Genomic DNA, 18,479 nt, shown 5'->3' on the forward strand with positions numbered 1-18,479 from the left:
TTTATAATCTTCCTTCAAATCCAGAATTATGTTGAATTTTCTTGTTCTTAAATTTCTTTTTACTTGAGAAAGTATATTTAAAATGAACTACAAAAGATCTAGTTAAACTTTTGGAGTGACTATATTGAGAAAAAGTTCCATAGTCTGCATTTGTTTCTGTTCTAAACGTATCAAATACATCATAAAGTGTTAAAGTTAAAACGCCTTTATTTTTAAACATTTTTCTTTTTAATCCAATTGAAAATCTATCAAAAGCTGATTCTAACAATATTCCTGTTCTATATTTTGATGCAAATTTATTAGTAATATAAAATGTCGTTTTCTTATTCATAAAATAATAAACTAATAAATTACTAGTAATTCCAGGAGTTTCATATAGTTCATTACCTATTTCTTGTTCTGTATAGAAGAAATTATTTTTAAAATTCACAAAAATCTTTGGATGAATTTTTCCTGAAAAAGTATAATTTAAAGTATAAGTTCGATTCGTATTTAAATTTTCAGGTCTTGTTACTATAATATCTTCTCCAACATTTCTTGAAAATGGAGCAATAATATCATCTATGTTTTTAAAATAAAAAGAAAAAGAGTGTTTTTTATAATTATAACTCAAGTTTAAAGTATAATTATAAGAAGGTCTAAGATTTGGATTTCCTTCTAAATAATTTTTATCATTTATTTTAATTACATAGGGATTTAAATCAAAAAAGGAAGCACGTTGAATTCCTCTTGAAGCACCAAAGGATAAATTTTTATAATTAGAAATTTGGTAAGAGTAATTTAAAGTTGGAAAGAAATCCGTATATTTTTGTTTAATTTCATTATTTTGAATTTTATCAATTCCTTTAATATCTGTTGATTCTATTCTTAATCCTAAATCGAAATAATGTTTTTTATGTGTTTTATTTATTGTAAAATAATTTGCTAAAATTGTTTCTTTATTTTCATAGTCTTCATTTTCATCATTAAAAAAGATATGATTATCATATGAAACATTTACATCTAATAAATTAAACCTATCAATATTCGAATAATTACTTCCCAAAGAAAATTCAAAATTATTTTTTAATTTTTGATTCCAATCTAAACGAAATTCAGAAAATTTCGAATCAGAATTAGAATTCGTAATATTTTTTTCAGAATACTCATTTACAACATCATTAATATCTAGAATATTGTGATTATCGTATTTTTTATCTCCAATTTCTCCAACAAATTTTACTTTACTTCCTAAAGTATCTAAATCATAAGAAATATCAATAGTTGCATTCCAATAATCATACTTGTCTTCTGAATTTAAAATATTAGAGGAAACTGATTCTTGTGAATTTTGAAATAAATTAATCAATCCGTTATCATTATTATTTGATCTATAATTTGAGTAAAAACCATCTATCCCAAAAGTTAGTTTTTTAGAAGGATAAAATAATAATCCTGATTTAAAACGAATAAAATCACTATTAATATTAGCAATTGATTTATTATTCAAAATATCTCCTGAGTCATATTCATTTATCAAAGTATTTTTAGTCTCATTAAAAGATTTTCCATAATCTGAAATCAAATATCCATTCCATTTTTTTGAACCAAAAAGGGTAGAATTTCCAATATATTTATCTATATTATTTTCATCTTTATACCAAAGCCTCCCTTGAAATGTTGAACTAATTCCAACTGGGAATTCCTTTAAAACTATGTTAATCGTTCCATTATTTCCTGTTGCAGCATTTTTTGCAGAACTATTTACATCAACCTCAACTCTAACAATATTTTTTGAATCAATTGCTGCTAAATAATTTGCCAAATCTTTTCCTGAAAGTTTCACTTCTCTTCCATTAATAAACACTTTTGGAGTTCCTTGTGGTAAAGAAATATTTCCTTCAATATCTACTAATACTTGTGGTGAAATTCGCAAAATATCTATTGCTTCATACCCTTCTTTAAAAGGACTATCTTTTACATTAAAATGAATTTTACCCTCTTTTCTTTTAACCAAATTTCGATATGAAGTAATCTCTACTTGATCTAATTTTTCACTATTTTCTTTTAAAGAAATTATTCCTAAATCTGTATTTTTAGATATTTCTAAGTGTCTTTCCCAAGTATCAAATCCAACATAAGTTATCTTTATAATATAAACACCATTCTTAACAGTTATTTCGAAATAACCATTATCATCTGTTACATCATGTGTAATTATTTTCCCTTCTGTATCTGTTAATACAACATTCGCATAGGAAACATTACTTGACATGTCTCTCACGACACCAAACAACTTACTTTGGGTAAAAGCTAGAAAAGGGGCTAATAAGAAAATTAATAATAATACTCTCTTCATAGATATAAGTATAAGTTGCTTGCAACAATTGCAATTATAATGTTAGTTTAAGCAATTTAAAGTAAAAGTAATCTGTTAATTTTTATATAATTGATAATAAGATTATACTAAAATTATATTTTTAATTTTTACTTATATACAATATTAACATTATTTCTATAAATACACAACTAATACTTGGTAATTATTTATCAATTTTTCATTCTTTGTTTACATTTTTTTCATCAATTTTTCTTTTTTGATAATAATATTTTATTTGAAGTTTAGGCTTGTCTTTTTTATTTTCAGTTTCTTCTTCTTGATTTTCTTCTTTTTCCTCTTCAACAACTGGTGGAGAAAAATTTCCTTCGTCATCAAACCAAGAATCAAATTCTGTTTTTGAAAATTTAAAAGGAATTGGTTTTGGACCTTGTGCTCTATAATAAATTGCAAATGCCAAACCAACTAATAAACCTGATAAATGACCTTCCCATGAAATTTTATCTTCTATTGGAAAAATATACCAAAACATACTTCCATAAAGAAAAATCACCATAAATGATAAAGCTGTTAAACGAAAATATCTTCTAATAATTCCACTAAAAAATATAAAACCAAATAACATATAAACTATTCCACTAGCTCCAATATGATAGGAATCTTTTGCGATAATCCATGTTAGTATTCCCGTTAAGAAAAAACCATAGAAAAATACTTTATTCGCAATCTTTCTATAGAAAAAAAACAAAACTGTTGTTAAAACTAAAATTGGAATTGTATTATTAAATAAATGTTTTAAATCTCCATGTAAAAATGGACTAAACAACACTCCTCTCAATCCAAAAAATTCTTTTGGATAAATTCCTAAATGATTAAAATTTTTATTTAAAACAATTTCTATTATATATACAATCCACATTGGCAATACAAAAAATATTGCTTTATGAATCTGTGGTCCTAATTTTACATTTTCATCCATTTTTTATCCTTTTGCTACTTAGTCACAAAAACATATCCAAAATAACAAATCAAACAATTTGACATACTAAATCTGCCAGATTATCACGATTTTATGAAAATATTTCATATAAATTGTTAAAACTCTATCTTTGCGCTTTCTTGGAGAATATGAAAAAATTAACCCTATTTTTAATTTACCTCAACTGCTTTTTTGTTTTTTCGCAAAGGTCTAAGCTTAAAAGTTCAAAATATTTTATAGATGTTTCAACTTACTATGGTTCCATCATAAAACATAAACCATCTATAAGTCATTTAACCCAAAATCACCCAACTGGTTTTATTTTCAGTTTTAATCAAAGATCTATTGGAAAGAAAGAATGGGAACGTATTTATAATTATCCAGATTATGGTTTTACATTCTACACACAAGATTATCACAATGAAAAACTTGGAAAATTATATGCAATTAATGGTCATTATAGTTTTTATTTAAGACATTTTAAAGAAAGAAATCAGGTTGTTTTAAAAGTTGGAACTGGACTTTCTTATGTTACAAAACCATATGACCGTTATGAAAACAAGAAGAATAACATTTTCGGTTCTCATGTAAATGCAAGTATTTTCTTTAATTTATATTATCAAAGACTTTTATTAATTAAAAATTTTGGAATTAAAGCTGGAATTTCGATCATTCATAATTCAAATGGAAGTTCAAAATCTCCAAATTCTGGTTCTAATGTCTTTTCTACTTTTGTTGGGATAAATTATTCTCTTGGAAAAAAGCAAAAACGTTCTACACGAAGATTAAAAAGTACGATTCCTAAAAAAGAACGAATAAAAGTGAATCTTTTGTTCTTAACAGGAAAAAACCAATCTGATGTCATCGGAAGTGATCGTTATCCTTTTTATCATATAAGTTTATATGCAGACAAACGTATTTCTAAAAAATCTGCTTTTCAAGCTGGATTCGAGTATTTCAATTCTAAATTTTTAAAAGAACATATTTATTATAAATCTCTTTCTTATTATCCTGATATTCCTGAAAAATTACCCGATTACAAAAGAGTTTCTGTTATTGTTGGACACGAATTATTTATCAATAAAGTTTCCGCTATTGTTCAATTAGGTTATTACATTTATTCTCCTTTTAAAATAGAAGGAAGTATTTATGAAAATATCGGAATCAAGTATTATTTAACTAAACACATTTATTCTCAAATTCAACTAAAAGCACATTCTGCAAAAGCAGAATCTTTTGGTTTTGGATTAGGAATTCGAATTTAATCATGACAAAAAATATTTATTTTCTCTTTCTTATAACATTATTTTCTTCTTGTGCTGCGGAAGATATTGGCGAATGTTTTTATAATAGTAGCGACATTAGAGAATATGATTTTGATTTAACATCTTTTGATGAAGTTATAGTAAATGAAAATATTTCTTTAGAAGTAAAATTTGGTTTTGAGAAAAAATTAATTGTTAAAACCAGTGAAAACCGAATTGAAAACTTTACTCATTTTATTGAAGATGGTAAATTAGTTTTAAATATGGAAGAAACTTGTAATTTGACACGAAATTTAAAAGCGACAAATATTACTTTAATCACAGATCATTTAACTAAAATTGAAAATAACACACAATATAAAATTTATTCAACTCAGATTTTATTTTTTCCTAATTTAACACTTTCTACTTTGGAAGAAGGAAATTCTGGTTTGGCTGTTGGAACTTTTGATTTAAAAGTAAATTGTTTGAGTTTAAATATTTTTGGAGTTGAATTTGCTGATTTTTCCATAGAAGGCAGAACCGAAAATTTAAATATTGCTTTCTTTTCTGGAGCTCCATTTTTGGATGGAAAAAATTTAATTTCTAAAAACACTTCTATTCGACAAGAAAGTACAAATGATATATTACTTCATCCAATAGATAAAATATCAGGAACAATTCATTCTTTAGGAAATATTATTTTGTATAATACACCTGAGGAAATAGATATATTAGAATTATATAAAGGAAAAGTTATTATTAATAATTAAGCTATGATTTACGCATTTGACACTTATTATAAAGAAAAAACTGCAAAAACAGTTTGTGTAAAATTTAGAAATTGGGAATCTGAATCTATCTTAGAAATTTTTCAAGAAGAAATCACTATTCCTGGAAATTATGAAAGTGGTTCTTTTTATAAAAGAGAATTACCTTGTCTTTTAAGTTTATTAGAAAAAATAAATTTAGAAGAAGATGCTATTTTAATCGTAGATGGATATGTTACTTTAACAAAAACCAAAGATGGATTAGGTGGATATTTGTATCATGCTTTAAACGAAAAATATCCAATTATTGGTGTTGCAAAAAACGATTTTTCAGATGAAAATCCGAATAAAAGAGAAGTTTTTAGAGGAGAAAGTAAAAAGCCATTATTTGTCACTTCTAAAGGAATTGATGTCGATTTTTGTGAAAATATGATAAAAATCATGCACGGTAAGTATAGAATACCTACAATTTTAAAAAAATTGGACCAATTTAGTAGAGAATAATCAGTTAAGCGCTTTTTTTTCTCTAAATTTGTGTTTTCTAACAATTAAGAAGTTTTACTTCTACGGTAATTTAAAAAGATGAATAAGCTGATTGATAAATATGGAAGACAAATTACCTATTTGAGGCTTGCTGTTACAGACAGATGTAATCTAAGATGTAAATATTGTATGCCAGCTGAAGGTATTAAAATTGTTCCTCGTAAAGAGTTACTTTCCTATAAAGAAATTTACAGAATTACTAGAGCATTAACAGAACTTGGTGTCAATAAAATTCGACTTACAGGTGGAGAGCCTTTTGTTAGAAAAGATTTTATGCAACTTTTAGAAATGCTTTCTTATAATGATTTACTAAAGAAAATTAATATTACAACAAATGGAGCTTTAGTAAAACATAATATTCCAAAACTAGAAGAATTAAACATTAATACGATTAATTTAAGTATTGATAGTTTAAAACCTGAACGCTTTTTTGAAATTACCAGAAGAAATAATTTCCATGATGTTTTTGACACATTAAATCTTTTAGAAAAAAGTAAAATCAATTTAAAACTAAATATTGTTGTTCAACCTGGAGTTAATACAGACGAAATAGGCGATTTTGTCGCACTTTCTCAAGAAAGAAATCTTTCTGTTCGTTTTATTGAAGAAATGCCATTTAATGGAACAGGACAAAGAACAATCGATGAAGTTTGGAATTATAACAGGATTTTAGAAGAAATTCGTAAATCACATCCTGAATTTGAAATTTTAGATCATGAAAAATCTTCTACTTCTAAAAATTTTAAACTTCCAGATTCTACAGGAAATTTTGGAATTATTCCAGCATATACAAGAACTATTTGTCATGATTGTAATCGTGTTCGAATTACTGCAACAGGAATGATTAAAAATTGTCTTTTTGATGATGGTGTTTTTAATTTAAAAGAAGTTTTAAATAAAGATATTAGTAATGAAGATTTAAAAGATTTATTCTTAGAAATTATTCCTCAAAAACCTAAAAATGGATTTGTCGCAGAAGAAAATAGACGAAAAAATCCAAATGTTTCTGAAAGTATGTCAACTATTGGAGGTTAAAAAAGACATTATTTTCATAATGCCTTTTAGTATTTTTATACAATTGTCTTAATCGCTTTATTATTTTTGTATTCAAGCCATTTTTGACCTTGAATTTTTCGCATTAGATTGTCAAAATTTCGCATATAAATGATATTATATAATGCGATACTCAAACTTTTGATATTTCTTGGATATGCTCTTAAAGTCATTGAAAAACCAGCTGTTTTATAAAACATATGATGCCAATATCCTTCTGGAATATATACAGCTTCTCCATGATTTAAATGTACTTTAAATCCTTTTGCTTTGGCTAAATTGGGCCATTTTTCAAAATTTGGATTATTAAAATCAATATCTTCTCTACTTATTAAAGAATAAGGAATTTTATATAAATATTTGGTTTCGCTTGGTGGAAATAAAATACATTCTTTTTCTCCATGAAAATGAAAATGCATCAAATTACTATAATCAATATCATAATGCATAAAAACTCTAGATTCTTGACCTCCAAAAAATAACATTGGCATTTGTTTGATAAAATTTATACCAATTTCTGGAAATTCAAAATCATCTCGAAGTTCAGGAACTTCTTTTAAAATATTAAATAAGAAAATTCTTAAATCTGTTGGCTCTTTTTTAAGAAGTTTAATATAATCTTTGAAAGACATTTTCGCCACAGGTTCGTTAAACTTCTTAGAATAATCAACTGGACTATTATCGTATAACGGAACAATTTTGTCTCCTACTTTCTCTGCAATATACTCGAAACTCCATTTATTTTTAGCATTCCAACTATCTGTTAGATTTTCAATTATAACAGGCTTTTGTGGCTTATAATATTTTGCTATAAACTCTTCCTTAGAGATTGATGAAACTCGTTCAACATCTTGTAAATTTAACTTCATATAGTTGTTATTTAGAGGTATAACAATCCAAGGGTTGAAAGTTAAATTTACTAATTTATTGAATATGAGAATCTATTTTACTCTTTTTTAAGTAATCTAGAAGATATTTTAGGTTTTATTTTAGAAGGTTTTTTGGTTTTAGAAGTATCATTTGTTTTCTTTTGCTTTTTTATAACTTCCGTTGTGTCCTTTAAACTTTTTAAATCTTTTAAGAATAAAGAATCCATTGCATTCATTTGAGGATTGCTTTGAAGATCTTTTAAATAATATACTGAATTAATACGATTATTAATTCCAGAAAATGTCTCTACAATTTTTTGAATTTCATTGTTTGCTTGGCTATCCAAACTGATTCCTTGAATTGTTGATAAATCTTTTAATTTTAAAGCTTCATTATTTAATAAATTAAGACGAATTCTAATTTCAGGAATATCTAAATCATCTACAGAAATCGAATCTTTTAAAGACCTTGTCAAAAAAGTTAATTCATCTGCATTACTAAAAGCTTCAGCAACAGACATTGTTTTTAAACGTTCTACAAGTTCATTTAATTGATTATAATACTTCCATTCTTCTATATTTTTTTTCGCTTCATTTGTCAAAGGAGCAATTTCCTCCACTTTTCTCTGTGAAGTTAAAGTTGAATCATTTTGTAAAATTTCTTCTTTTTGTTCTGTCTCTTTTTTATCTGAAGAACAATTATAGAATAACGGAATTAAAACTGCAACCAATAAAATGTTTAATCTCATAATACTTTTTGAAAAATAATTTTGATTTATCTAAATCATTGACCAAAAATAAATAAAATATCTCTTTCAAAAGTTTCTTTTATTTTTTTTAATAAAAATAGAACACAGAAATTAGAGATAAAAAAAGGAGAACTTGAAGCTCTCCTTTTAATTTTTAATATGTATTAAGATTTTTTAGTACCAGAAAGTACATAAATCTGAATTTTTGTTACATAAGAAACTATAACCTAAAGAAATGAAGTGAGAACCTGTATTTGTTCTTTGAATTTTCGTTAAACTCAACTGGTAACCATAAGCTAAATAAAATTTCTCATATCTCATACCAGCCATTGGAGCAAAAGAAATTGGTTTTGGACTTTGTTCCGCAGCCATTCTATACGTTGCTCCTAACCAAAAATAATTCTCATCTCTATTATTCTTTAAGAATTTCATATTAATATCCATCTCTGCTCTTCCATCACCAAAATAATAGTGATATAAAAGAGATGGCTCAAAAAATAAATCTTCTCCAGCTTCAAATTTATAACCTGTATATAAATAAGTACTTCTAATATTTTCAGGCTCAGAATCTGCAAAAGCTTTTGTTTCTTTATTTAACAAATTTGTTGCAGTTAAGTTGATATAAAATCTTTTATATCTATATAAACCAGCGATATCAAAATTTGCTTGTGTAAAAGATCTATTATTTTCAACACCTGGATCTTCATGTGCATCGATAAAATTCGAAATATCAACTTTAGAATGAGCTAATTTAGCACTCATACCAAAAGATAAAAACTGATCAGAATAATAATCAATCACCAAATGATAAGCATATGTTGCTGCAAAATGTGTTTGAGATGTATTTCCATTTTTATCATTTGTCAATATCATTCCGACACCCATTTGCTTCCCAACAGTTCCATCTACTGATAAAACTTGAGTTCTTGGTGCATCTTTTAAACCTATCCATTGGGCAACACCATTTAATCTAATTTTGAAACAATCTCCAATACCTGCCCAAGCTGGAGATATTTCGTACGGATTATCCGATAAATATTGATTCTGTCTAGGAATCTCCTGTGCATTAATATTATAAGCTGACAGAAGGGCAATAACTATAAATATGTATTTTTTCATTTTCAGTTTTTACTTGTGTATTATCTATAAAGTGTGAAATTACCTTTGAAATGTCGGTTTTCTTCATCTGATAGTTCTAAAGTAAACCAGTAATCATCAGAAGGTAAAGCTTTACCATCATATTCACCATTCCATCCTTCTCTTTCTCCTTGATAGTATCCTAATCTTCTTCCGTATCTATCAAAGATTGAAACTTTAGCATCTGGATAATATTCTAATCCTTCTGGGTACCAGAAATCTTTGATTCCATCACCATTTGGAGTAAAGAAATTAGGTATATTAATATCTATATAATCAAACTCTATCGATTGTGTTACAGAACAACCATTTGCATCTGTAACAGTAATTTCATACACACCTGATTCGCTTACTTCATAAACCTGTGGAGAAATCTCTGTCATATATTCCTCTGGATTTATTGTGTAAGTTAATGGTGGAATACCTCCACTTGCAGAGAATGTCAGTTCATTTATAAAAGTTCTTTCTATTGATAAACTTAATTCTTCTACAGTTTCCACTTCTATATTTTCTATGAAATAATTACATCCTGTATCATTGTGAACTACTTCCATAGAATAAGTTCCTTCAGCTAAATCTGTAATTACATTTGTATTATAATAATCATCTCCATTTAAGATATAAGTATAATCTTCTGGTACACCTTCAGTCACTGAAATGATGATATCATTTTGTGTATAACAATTGCTATAATCTGGAGCGTAAGTTGCTGCAAAATCAAATGGTGCATCAAATGTAATAGCAGTTCCCGCTTCACATCCATTAGCATCTTTAATATAAACAACATACATCTGTCCTCCTTCAAGATTATCAAAAATGAATTGGTTTTCTACATATTCACCATCATATTCTAAGCTTGTTGAATATGGTTCTTGACCTCCAGTAATATGAACTTCGAAAGCAGCATTTGAATCTCCTTCACAAATTTCTTGTTGTAATATTTCACCTGTTACACCTAGAACTTCTTTACCAATAATTTCGATTTCATCCGTTACAATAATACAACCAAGAGCATCTGTAATTTCTAATTGATATACTCCAGCTTCTAAATTATCAAATACATTATCAGAAGTAAAGTTTAAAGTTCCATCTACAATATCATAAACATAAGGCGCTTGACCTCCTTGCACATCCACTGTAAAGCTTCCTGTTAAGTTATTACAGTTATCAATATGAACAATATCTTGGAAAGTATATGATAATGGTAATGGCTCTTCAATTGTAAATTCATCACTGAATACAAAACAGTCATTGTTACTTACAACTTTTATTCTATAAGTTCCTGCTCCTAAATTATCAAAGAAATAATCTGTAGTTGGACCAGCAACAACATTGTTTCCTTGGTATAAGAAATATTCTAAGTTACCTTGTCCTGGACTTGTTGTAAATGTCACGAAAGCATTTTCTTCACCTGGACAGTTAATTACTGCATTTGTTAAAATTAAGTTTACAGATAATTCTGGAACTGGATCAATTTCAATTGTTGTTGGTAATGACACACATCCTGTATCTAAATCTTGAACGTAGAAAGTATATTCTCCTGGCTCAGTAATTAAGAAAATTGGATTTGGATTAAATGATAAACCATTATTACTATAGTAGTAATTTCCTGATCCATTTAATCCTGAAACTTCAACTTGACCTGGAACATCACATCCTAATTGCTCATGAACATTTACAGCTGCTAATAATGGGTCTGGACTTCCTAATTGTACAGTATTCGTTGTAAATGTACATCCGTATTGATCTGCAATTTCAACATAATACTCTCCAGTGATTAATCCATCAAATACGGTATCATATTCTGTAATTAAGAATTGTCCATCTCTATAAATTGAGAATGAGAATAATCCTTCACCACCAACTAAATTTGTAATTTCCATAATTCCTGTAGCATCACCACTACAAGTAATATCTTGAACTAATACTAAATCAGCATTAATATCTTCATAAGTATCAATTGTAAATGGTAAATCAATTTGACAACCTAAATCATCTGTAATTTGAATTACATAGTTCCCTGGATTTAAGTTTTCAAAAATACCAGTTAAATTGTTTCCTAATTCCGTTGTTCCTTGGAATAAAGCATAAGAATAATTATCCCATCCTCCATTACCTAAAGCTTTCACTGCAGCTGTAGTAGCACAAGTAAATGGTGTTGTAACAATTACATTTCCTTCTAAAGCTTCTAATGGTCCTCCAACTGTAAATGCGTCAGATACGATTGTACAACTTGGATTTACATCTTGTGTAATGTTTAATATATAATTTCCATTTGGAATATTATCAATTTCAAATGTTGCAACATCTGGATTTGTTCCTGTAATAACTGGTGTTGAAGTTCCAATTGGAACAATTTCATAAGAAATACTTCCTGTATAAATTCCTCCTTGAAGCTCAACATTGATTTTTCCATCGCTTCCTCCATAACAAGAAACTTGAGCTACAACTTGAACATTAATATCAAATACATTTGGATCTTCTACTAAATAACTTGTTGCAAAAGTACATCCAGTTGTTAAATCTGTAACTTGTAATAAGTGACTTCCAATTTCTAAATCGAAAATTCCTGTATTATTAATTACACTTGGAGTTTGGATTAATTCATATTCATAAATTCCCGAACCTCCAATAACATTTAATTGAACCGTTTCAGGGTTTGTACATGTTATATCTGTTATTGTTGTAAAATCAATTGAAGTAATTTCTTGGAATACTTCGATAAAGATAGGAGCACTTGTTTCGATACATCCTTGTGAATCTCTCACATTTACAATATAGTTTCCTGAAGTTGCAATGTCAATTATATTATCCGAATTATAACCAGCATAAATTGAATTATCAGCAGCATTCAACACTTCATATTCATATGGAGCTGTACCATTTTGAGCATTCACTTCAATCTTCGCTGAAATTGGTAAATTATCAGCATTACAAGAGAATCCTATAACATTTGTAGTAAATGTTAACTCTAATGGCTCTGTAATCGTTACATCTTGACTTACTTTACATTCTTTAGAAGAACGAACAAATACAGTATAAGTTCCAGCTGCTAAATTCTCAAACACATTTTCTGTTTGATAAATAACATCATTTAAACTATATTCATAAGGAATATCTCCATTATTATTAATGTTAACAATAATTTTTCCATCTGTTAATCCATTACAAGAAATATTTTCAACATCAATGTTGTTAATTTCAACTGGATTTGGATTGTCAAAATGTACTGTAATTTCTTTTTCACATCCATTGATATTATCTTCTACTTTAAAGATATAATCTCCTTCTGTTGTTATATTGGCAGTAAATAAACCAAATAATCCATTATTGTATTCTGTTCCGTCAGGAGCTGTAACATAATATGTAAAATCTCCCGTTCCACCAGTTGCATTAATTGTAACTGTTGCACTTGGATTTGCAGAACAATCTATTTGTTTATTTACAGTATAATCTAATTCAATCTCTGGATGAATTTCAATTGTTTCTGTAACAGAACAACCATTTACATCTGTAATTTTCACTGTATGAATTCCTACAGTTCCAACTTCAAATTGATAAGTTGTATTAGGTACAACTGCTGCAATTGTTCCATTTAATTCATAAACAAATAAACTAGAACCAGCTAAATCAGTAATCGTAGCATCAATTGTAAATACTCCGTCAGTTGTACAATTATTCTTCGTTAAAGCTAAAGTTGGCTCTGGAATTTTAATTACTTCTTTTGTATCAACTAATACATCACAACCAGCATTATCTTTGATATAGAAATCATACATTCCTTCTGTAGAAATATGTAAAACTTGGTTATTTGAATAGTCAGCATCTGTTGGTGTTCCTCCTTGTGGAACATATGCATATTGGTAAGGAGTAAATCCTCCATTTCCTGCCATTACAACAGTAGTTTCTGAACTACATTTGATTCCTGCTGGATCAGAAACTGTTCCTGTTAAATCAAATTCAGGAGTAAAGATATCGAAGTCAGGAGTTCCTCCTAAACAGAAATTAGGACCTTGTTCGTATGCTTCAATTCTATAAATACCTGCTGGAATTCCAGTAAATGAATATGGATTTTCATTTGTATTTGCAATAAAATCTGCGATATAAGTTTGTGTTTCAATATCAAATAATTTTACTTCAACTTGAGTATCTACAGTATTATTAATTGTAAACTCAACTTCTCCATTTGTATCACCAAAACAAGTATTTTTTGTATTAATAATATCAACATGTACTGCATCTGTATTATCAATTTCATAAGGTTCATGTAAATATTTACATCCAGCCTTATCTTGAACTCCAAAATAGTAAGTCACACCAGGAACAAGACCTGTATATGTATAATCCTCTTCCATTTGCGTAGGTGTCCAAGTTAATCCTCCATCTAATGTAAACTGATATTCAGGATTACCTGTTAGAGGTGGCGGAGCATTTAATACTGTTAATTTAACAGTTGCACCACTACTACATGTAGCTTCAGTAACATTTGTTACATCTAAACTAATTTCTGTAGGTGGTGAATAAATATATACAGAATCAAATGTTACAATACATCCATTTGCATCTTGAATTTCTGGATAATAAATTAATCCAGCTGGTAAATCAGTATAACTCATTACAGTAATACCAACATAATCCATTGACCAAACTTCATAAGCATTTGTAGTTGATTCATCATTATCAATAATTCTAAACTTATATGGAGGTGTTCCTCCTGCAATATTTAAGAAGTGAATTTGCCCTTTTGATTCTCCTGCAACACATGATAATTCTTCAATAGATTCCACATTTGCATTTAATTCATCAGGTTGTGTAATTTCATATGATTGTGAAACTTGACAATTTTTGCTATCTCTTACAACTACATCGTATGTTCCAGCAGTTAATCCAGAGAAAACATTTCCTGTTTGCCAAGTTAAACCTCCATTAATACTATATTCATATGGGAAAGTTCCATTTGTAGCATCAATTTCAATATAAGTTAAATCACCAAAACATAAAATTGGATCTGGTTGATTAATTGTCATTAAAGGTGGTAAGTTTGGAGTAACAACTACTTCGTTTGTCTCTAATGTACATCCATTAGCATCTTTAACAATAAAAGTATAAGTAGCTCCAAAATTAACTTCATGAATATCATTATTTGAAGTTGGTGTAACACCATCTGATAAGTAATATTCATATGGTGGATTTCCTCCAGCTACTTCAATTTTCATAACTGCATTTTCAAAACAAACTAAATCTTCCTCTAATGTTGCTCCTACAATTAATTGTGGGAAAATAGTCACTGTATTTGAAGTTGACATACACCCATAAGCATCTCTTACTTGAACAGTATAAGTTCCGTCTGTTAAAGAGTTGAATGTATTTGAAGCTTGGAATGCACCTCCATTTAAACTATATTCATAAGGAGCAATTCCTCCAGTTACAGTTGCAATCACCTGTGCATTATTATCTCCATCATAACATAAAGTTGGAGTTGTAATAGCTACTGTTGGAACTTCAGCACTTGTGATTTCAAATTGTGCTGATGTTACTGTACAACCATTTGCATCTCTAACTTCAACAAAATATGTGTTTGGAGTTAAACCTCCAATAATATTTGAATTTTGGAAATCAACAATTGTATTATTAGCAAAATCTAATAATTTATATTCATAAGTAGGTGTTCCACCTGTTGCTGTAACTTGAATTTCAGCTGCTGGATTCGCACACGTACTAGGGTTTAAAATATCAACAGTTACTGTAATATCTGTTGGTTCAGAAATTTCAATATTATTTGTAGTAACCTCACATAATGCATTTGTTGGACTTTTTACAATCACATTATAAGTTCCATCTTCTAAATTTCCAATAGTTACTTCATCTGTTGAAGCGTCTATAAATGTTGCTCCACCATCAATTGAATATTGATAATTTGTATAATAATTAGAAACAAGAAGTTTAACTATTCCGTCGTTACTATCTTTACAAGTATTATTTTGAACAAATAATAATTCTGCTCCTAATTGATTTCCATCTTCAACTTGGAAAGTATATTCGACAATACAGTTAGAACCATAATCAACTTCAACAGTATAATTTCCTACGGCTAAATCAGCAAAAATATTTGATGTTTGCCAAGCTGAAACCGTTGGGTTTGTAATTCTATACGAATAAGTTCCTGTTGGATTTGTTGTTAATTCAACAGTTCCATTTCCAGTACAATCATAAACAATTAAAGAAGTAACAACTGGTTCTTCTGGTAAATCATTAATTGTTAATTCATCTAAAACAACTGTACAACCATTTGCATCTTGAATTGCAATTTGGTTATAAATCCCATTTACTAATCCAGTAAATTGATTTGAAGCTTGGAAATTCACTCCATCAATTGAATATTGATAAGGAGCAACTCCACCTGTTACATTTTGAACTTCAATAATTCCTTCAGTTGTACAAGTAAAATCTTGTGTAAGAACAACATCAGCAGCAATTCCTACAGCTGGTTCAGAAATAATAATTTCTTGTGAACTTGTACATTCATATTTATCTCTTACAGTAACATTATAAGTTCCTGCTGGTAAATTTGTATAAGTAGTTTGTGTACTATAATTTGTAGTTACTGGACCTGAAATTTTAAAATCTAATGGAGAAGCACCTCCAGAAACATTGATTGTTAATTGTCCATCATCAGAACCAAAACAATTAATATCTACAGTATCTACATCAAATTCTATTTCAACAGGTTCATTAATTGTAAAAATTGGACTATCTATTTCACAAGCGAAAGTTGCGTCATAAACAGTTACTATATAATCTCCCGAAGAAGTAACATCAAATTCAGGATTATCAAATTGAGGAATTACAGTTGTACTCCCTACTTTTTTAAGTAAATAATAGTAAGGAGCAACTCCACCATTTACAATAACATTAATTTTCGCAGGTCCACAGTGTAAATCTTCTAAAACTTCCACATGAACGTCAATTTCTGCGTCATTTTCTATTTCATTTACAACAACAACTTCTTGACATCCATAAAAATCCGTTATTGTTATTGTATAAGCTCCATTATTTTGTAAGTTCGATAATTGAACAAAATTTGTAGTATGTCCACTTGTTTCACCTGAATAAAGTAACCCCTCTACTTTAATAGTATAAGGAATTGCGGCATTTACAATTTGTAAATCAATATTAATTGGTGAACCAGGACAAGTAGTTGCTAACTCAGCAGTTGCATTAAGTACAATATCTGCAGGTTCTAAAATTGTTATTGCAGCAGTATAAATACAAGACTCTTCAATAGCCGTTCCTGATTTTACATAAATTTCATAGTATCCTCCTGTATCGAATTCAAATACTGGATCATTTTGCCAGTTAATTTGATCTAATGAAAATAAATAATTTGAAGGTACATTATTAACTTTTACGACAGCACTTTCTCCTGTACATGTAATAGGGCTTAATTCTGTTGCAATTGGAATAATCACATTTCTATGAACTGTAAAATATGCTTCATTAGCACAAGTTGCATTTTGATAATATAATTTATAATCTCCTTCTGCGTCGTCCCCTGTTAATAAATAAAAATAGTCGGTAGATTTAACTTCTTCAGTTCCATCTTCTAGAATTTTAATCCATTCTACAGTAGAAGGTGTTCCAAAATCAGGATCCAATTGAATTTCATCAACAAATCCACATAACATGATATTTACTATCTCATTTCCAGTACTTGGATCGATAGTAATTACACCATAATCTGCCAAAGGATGATCTGTAATTTCAGGTTCTTCAATTACTGTAAAAGTGTGTGTAATAGTTCCACAAGGATTATCTTTAACTACCTGATAAACTCCAGGCTCTGTTACTAACACATTTGAAGGATCTGATGGATCATTATCAACAAGAGGGGCACCAGATGAATCTGTCCATACATACGAATTATACCCATCTCCTGCTTCTAAAATTGCAGCATCTACTGAACCCTCACATAAAATTACTTCTTCATCTAAAGTATTACTTACTGAATCTAAAGTAATTTTTACATCTTTAATTGAATGGTTGTCTGTATAAGCTCCTGTTGAAGCTGTAAAACCTAAAAATCCACTATAGTTATAATTAAACTGAAGTGGTGTTGGTCCTAATATTTCTTGTAAATTTCCATCTTGGTTTACATCAATATAAACTGTTATATTTCCATTAACATATTCAATTCTAGCTTTAGAATATGCGTCATGTCTTAAGATGTTTTTATTATTATAGAAGTTTCCTTGTCCTAATTTAATCGTTGTTGGAGAACTAACTTTTGGTGGTAAACCTACATATTCTTCATAACTAACATTTGCAGCAACATTTACTTCTCGTAATTGAATTTCAGGATTATCATGATTACTACCTGTTCCAGTAGATTCATTATTATAAATATCAAATCCAATAACTAATCCTCTTGTATTTGGTGAATTAGGCACCCCTAAGCCTTGCCCAGTAATAAATCCCGTTGGAATTTCTTCTAAAAAACTAAAAGCAATACCATCAGCAGGTATATAACTTCCATCATAGATTCTAAACTTAAAATCAACTGTCCATTTAGAACATGCAGTCAAATTCAATGGCTCTTTATAATAAATATAACCATTTCTTCCAGGTATATTTGGACAAATGGTTAACTCATCTAAAAATCCATTATTATCAAAGTCGTTACTAACAGAAGCGCTTCCTCCCACATCCCATTCACTAGCGTCAATTGGAAATGTTAAATTTACTTCTGTTTGTGCTTGAATAATACCAGTCGCTAGTATTATAAGCAGCATACAAAAATTTTTTATTTTCATTATTTACG

10 protein-coding genes are annotated in these 18,479 nt (G+C 28.4%); 4 read left to right on the forward strand and 6 right to left on the reverse strand.

Annotation, left to right across the window (positions count from 1 at the left end):
* Position 1 precedes the first annotated feature (1 nt).
* Positions 2 to 2,338, reverse strand: coding sequence for an outer membrane beta-barrel family protein (locus I1A51_RS17395; protein ID WP_196896193.1), 2,337 nt, complete (start codon positions 2,336 to 2,338; stop codon positions 2 to 4).
* A 199-nt stretch (positions 2,339 to 2,537) separates the two neighbouring features.
* On the reverse strand, positions 2,538 to 3,296 hold the full coding sequence (locus tag I1A51_RS17400) for a rhomboid family intramembrane serine protease (RefSeq protein WP_196896195.1): 759 nt from the start codon (positions 3,294 to 3,296) through the stop codon (positions 2,538 to 2,540).
* 149 nt (positions 3,297 to 3,445) lie between these two features.
* On the opposite strand from I1A51_RS17400, the gene I1A51_RS17405 reads away from it, so the two are divergent.
* From I1A51_RS17405 to moaA, 4 genes are all read left to right on the forward strand, one after another.
* Positions 3,446 to 4,561: an acyloxyacyl hydrolase gene (locus tag I1A51_RS17405; protein ID WP_196896197.1), complete on the forward strand. Its 1,116-nt coding sequence runs from the start codon at positions 3,446 to 3,448 to the stop codon at positions 4,559 to 4,561.
* A gap of 2 nt (positions 4,562 to 4,563) precedes the next feature.
* Positions 4,564 to 5,313 carry a GIN domain-containing protein gene (locus I1A51_RS17410; RefSeq protein WP_196896199.1) on the forward strand — a complete coding sequence of 250 codons (750 nt, stop codon included), beginning with the start codon at positions 4,564 to 4,566 and terminating at the stop codon, positions 5,311 to 5,313.
* 3 nt (positions 5,314 to 5,316) lie between these two features.
* On the forward strand, positions 5,317 to 5,814 hold the full coding sequence (locus I1A51_RS17415; RefSeq protein ID WP_196896200.1) for an endonuclease V: 498 nt from the start codon (positions 5,317 to 5,319) through the stop codon (positions 5,812 to 5,814).
* Positions 5,815 to 5,892: 78 nt separating this feature from the next.
* Positions 5,893 to 6,888 carry a GTP 3',8-cyclase MoaA gene (gene moaA, locus I1A51_RS17420; protein ID WP_196896201.1) on the forward strand — a complete coding sequence of 332 codons (996 nt, stop codon included), beginning with the start codon at positions 5,893 to 5,895 and terminating at the stop codon, positions 6,886 to 6,888.
* Between the two features lie 35 nt (positions 6,889 to 6,923).
* On the opposite strand, the gene I1A51_RS17425 is transcribed toward moaA, so the two are convergent.
* The 4 genes from I1A51_RS17425 to I1A51_RS17440 all read right to left on the reverse strand — a co-directional run bounded on the left by I1A51_RS17425 (position 6,924) and on the right by I1A51_RS17440 (position 18,450).
* Positions 6,924 to 7,775 carry a cupin-like domain-containing protein gene (locus I1A51_RS17425; protein ID WP_196896202.1) on the reverse strand — a complete coding sequence of 284 codons (852 nt, stop codon included), beginning with the start codon at positions 7,773 to 7,775 and terminating at the stop codon, positions 6,924 to 6,926.
* 77 nt (positions 7,776 to 7,852) lie between these two features.
* Entirely contained in the window at positions 7,853 to 8,524 is a 672-nt protein-coding gene (locus I1A51_RS17430; protein WP_196896203.1) for a hypothetical protein, read from the reverse strand.
* Positions 8,525 to 8,698: 174 nt separating this feature from the next.
* On the reverse strand, positions 8,699 to 9,643 hold the full coding sequence (locus tag I1A51_RS17435) for a PorP/SprF family type IX secretion system membrane protein (RefSeq protein WP_196896204.1): 945 nt from the start codon (positions 9,641 to 9,643) through the stop codon (positions 8,699 to 8,701).
* A gap of 20 nt (positions 9,644 to 9,663) precedes the next feature.
* The gene (locus I1A51_RS17440) at positions 9,664 to 18,450 is read right to left on the reverse strand and encodes a T9SS type B sorting domain-containing protein (RefSeq protein ID WP_196896205.1); all 8,787 of its coding nucleotides are present in this window, start codon (positions 18,448 to 18,450) and stop codon (positions 9,664 to 9,666) included.
* Positions 18,451 to 18,479 lie beyond the last annotated feature (29 nt).

This window comes from Aureivirga marina (assembly GCF_015767265.1).
Classification (GTDB): domain Bacteria; phylum Bacteroidota; class Bacteroidia; order Flavobacteriales; family Flavobacteriaceae; genus Aureivirga; species Aureivirga marina.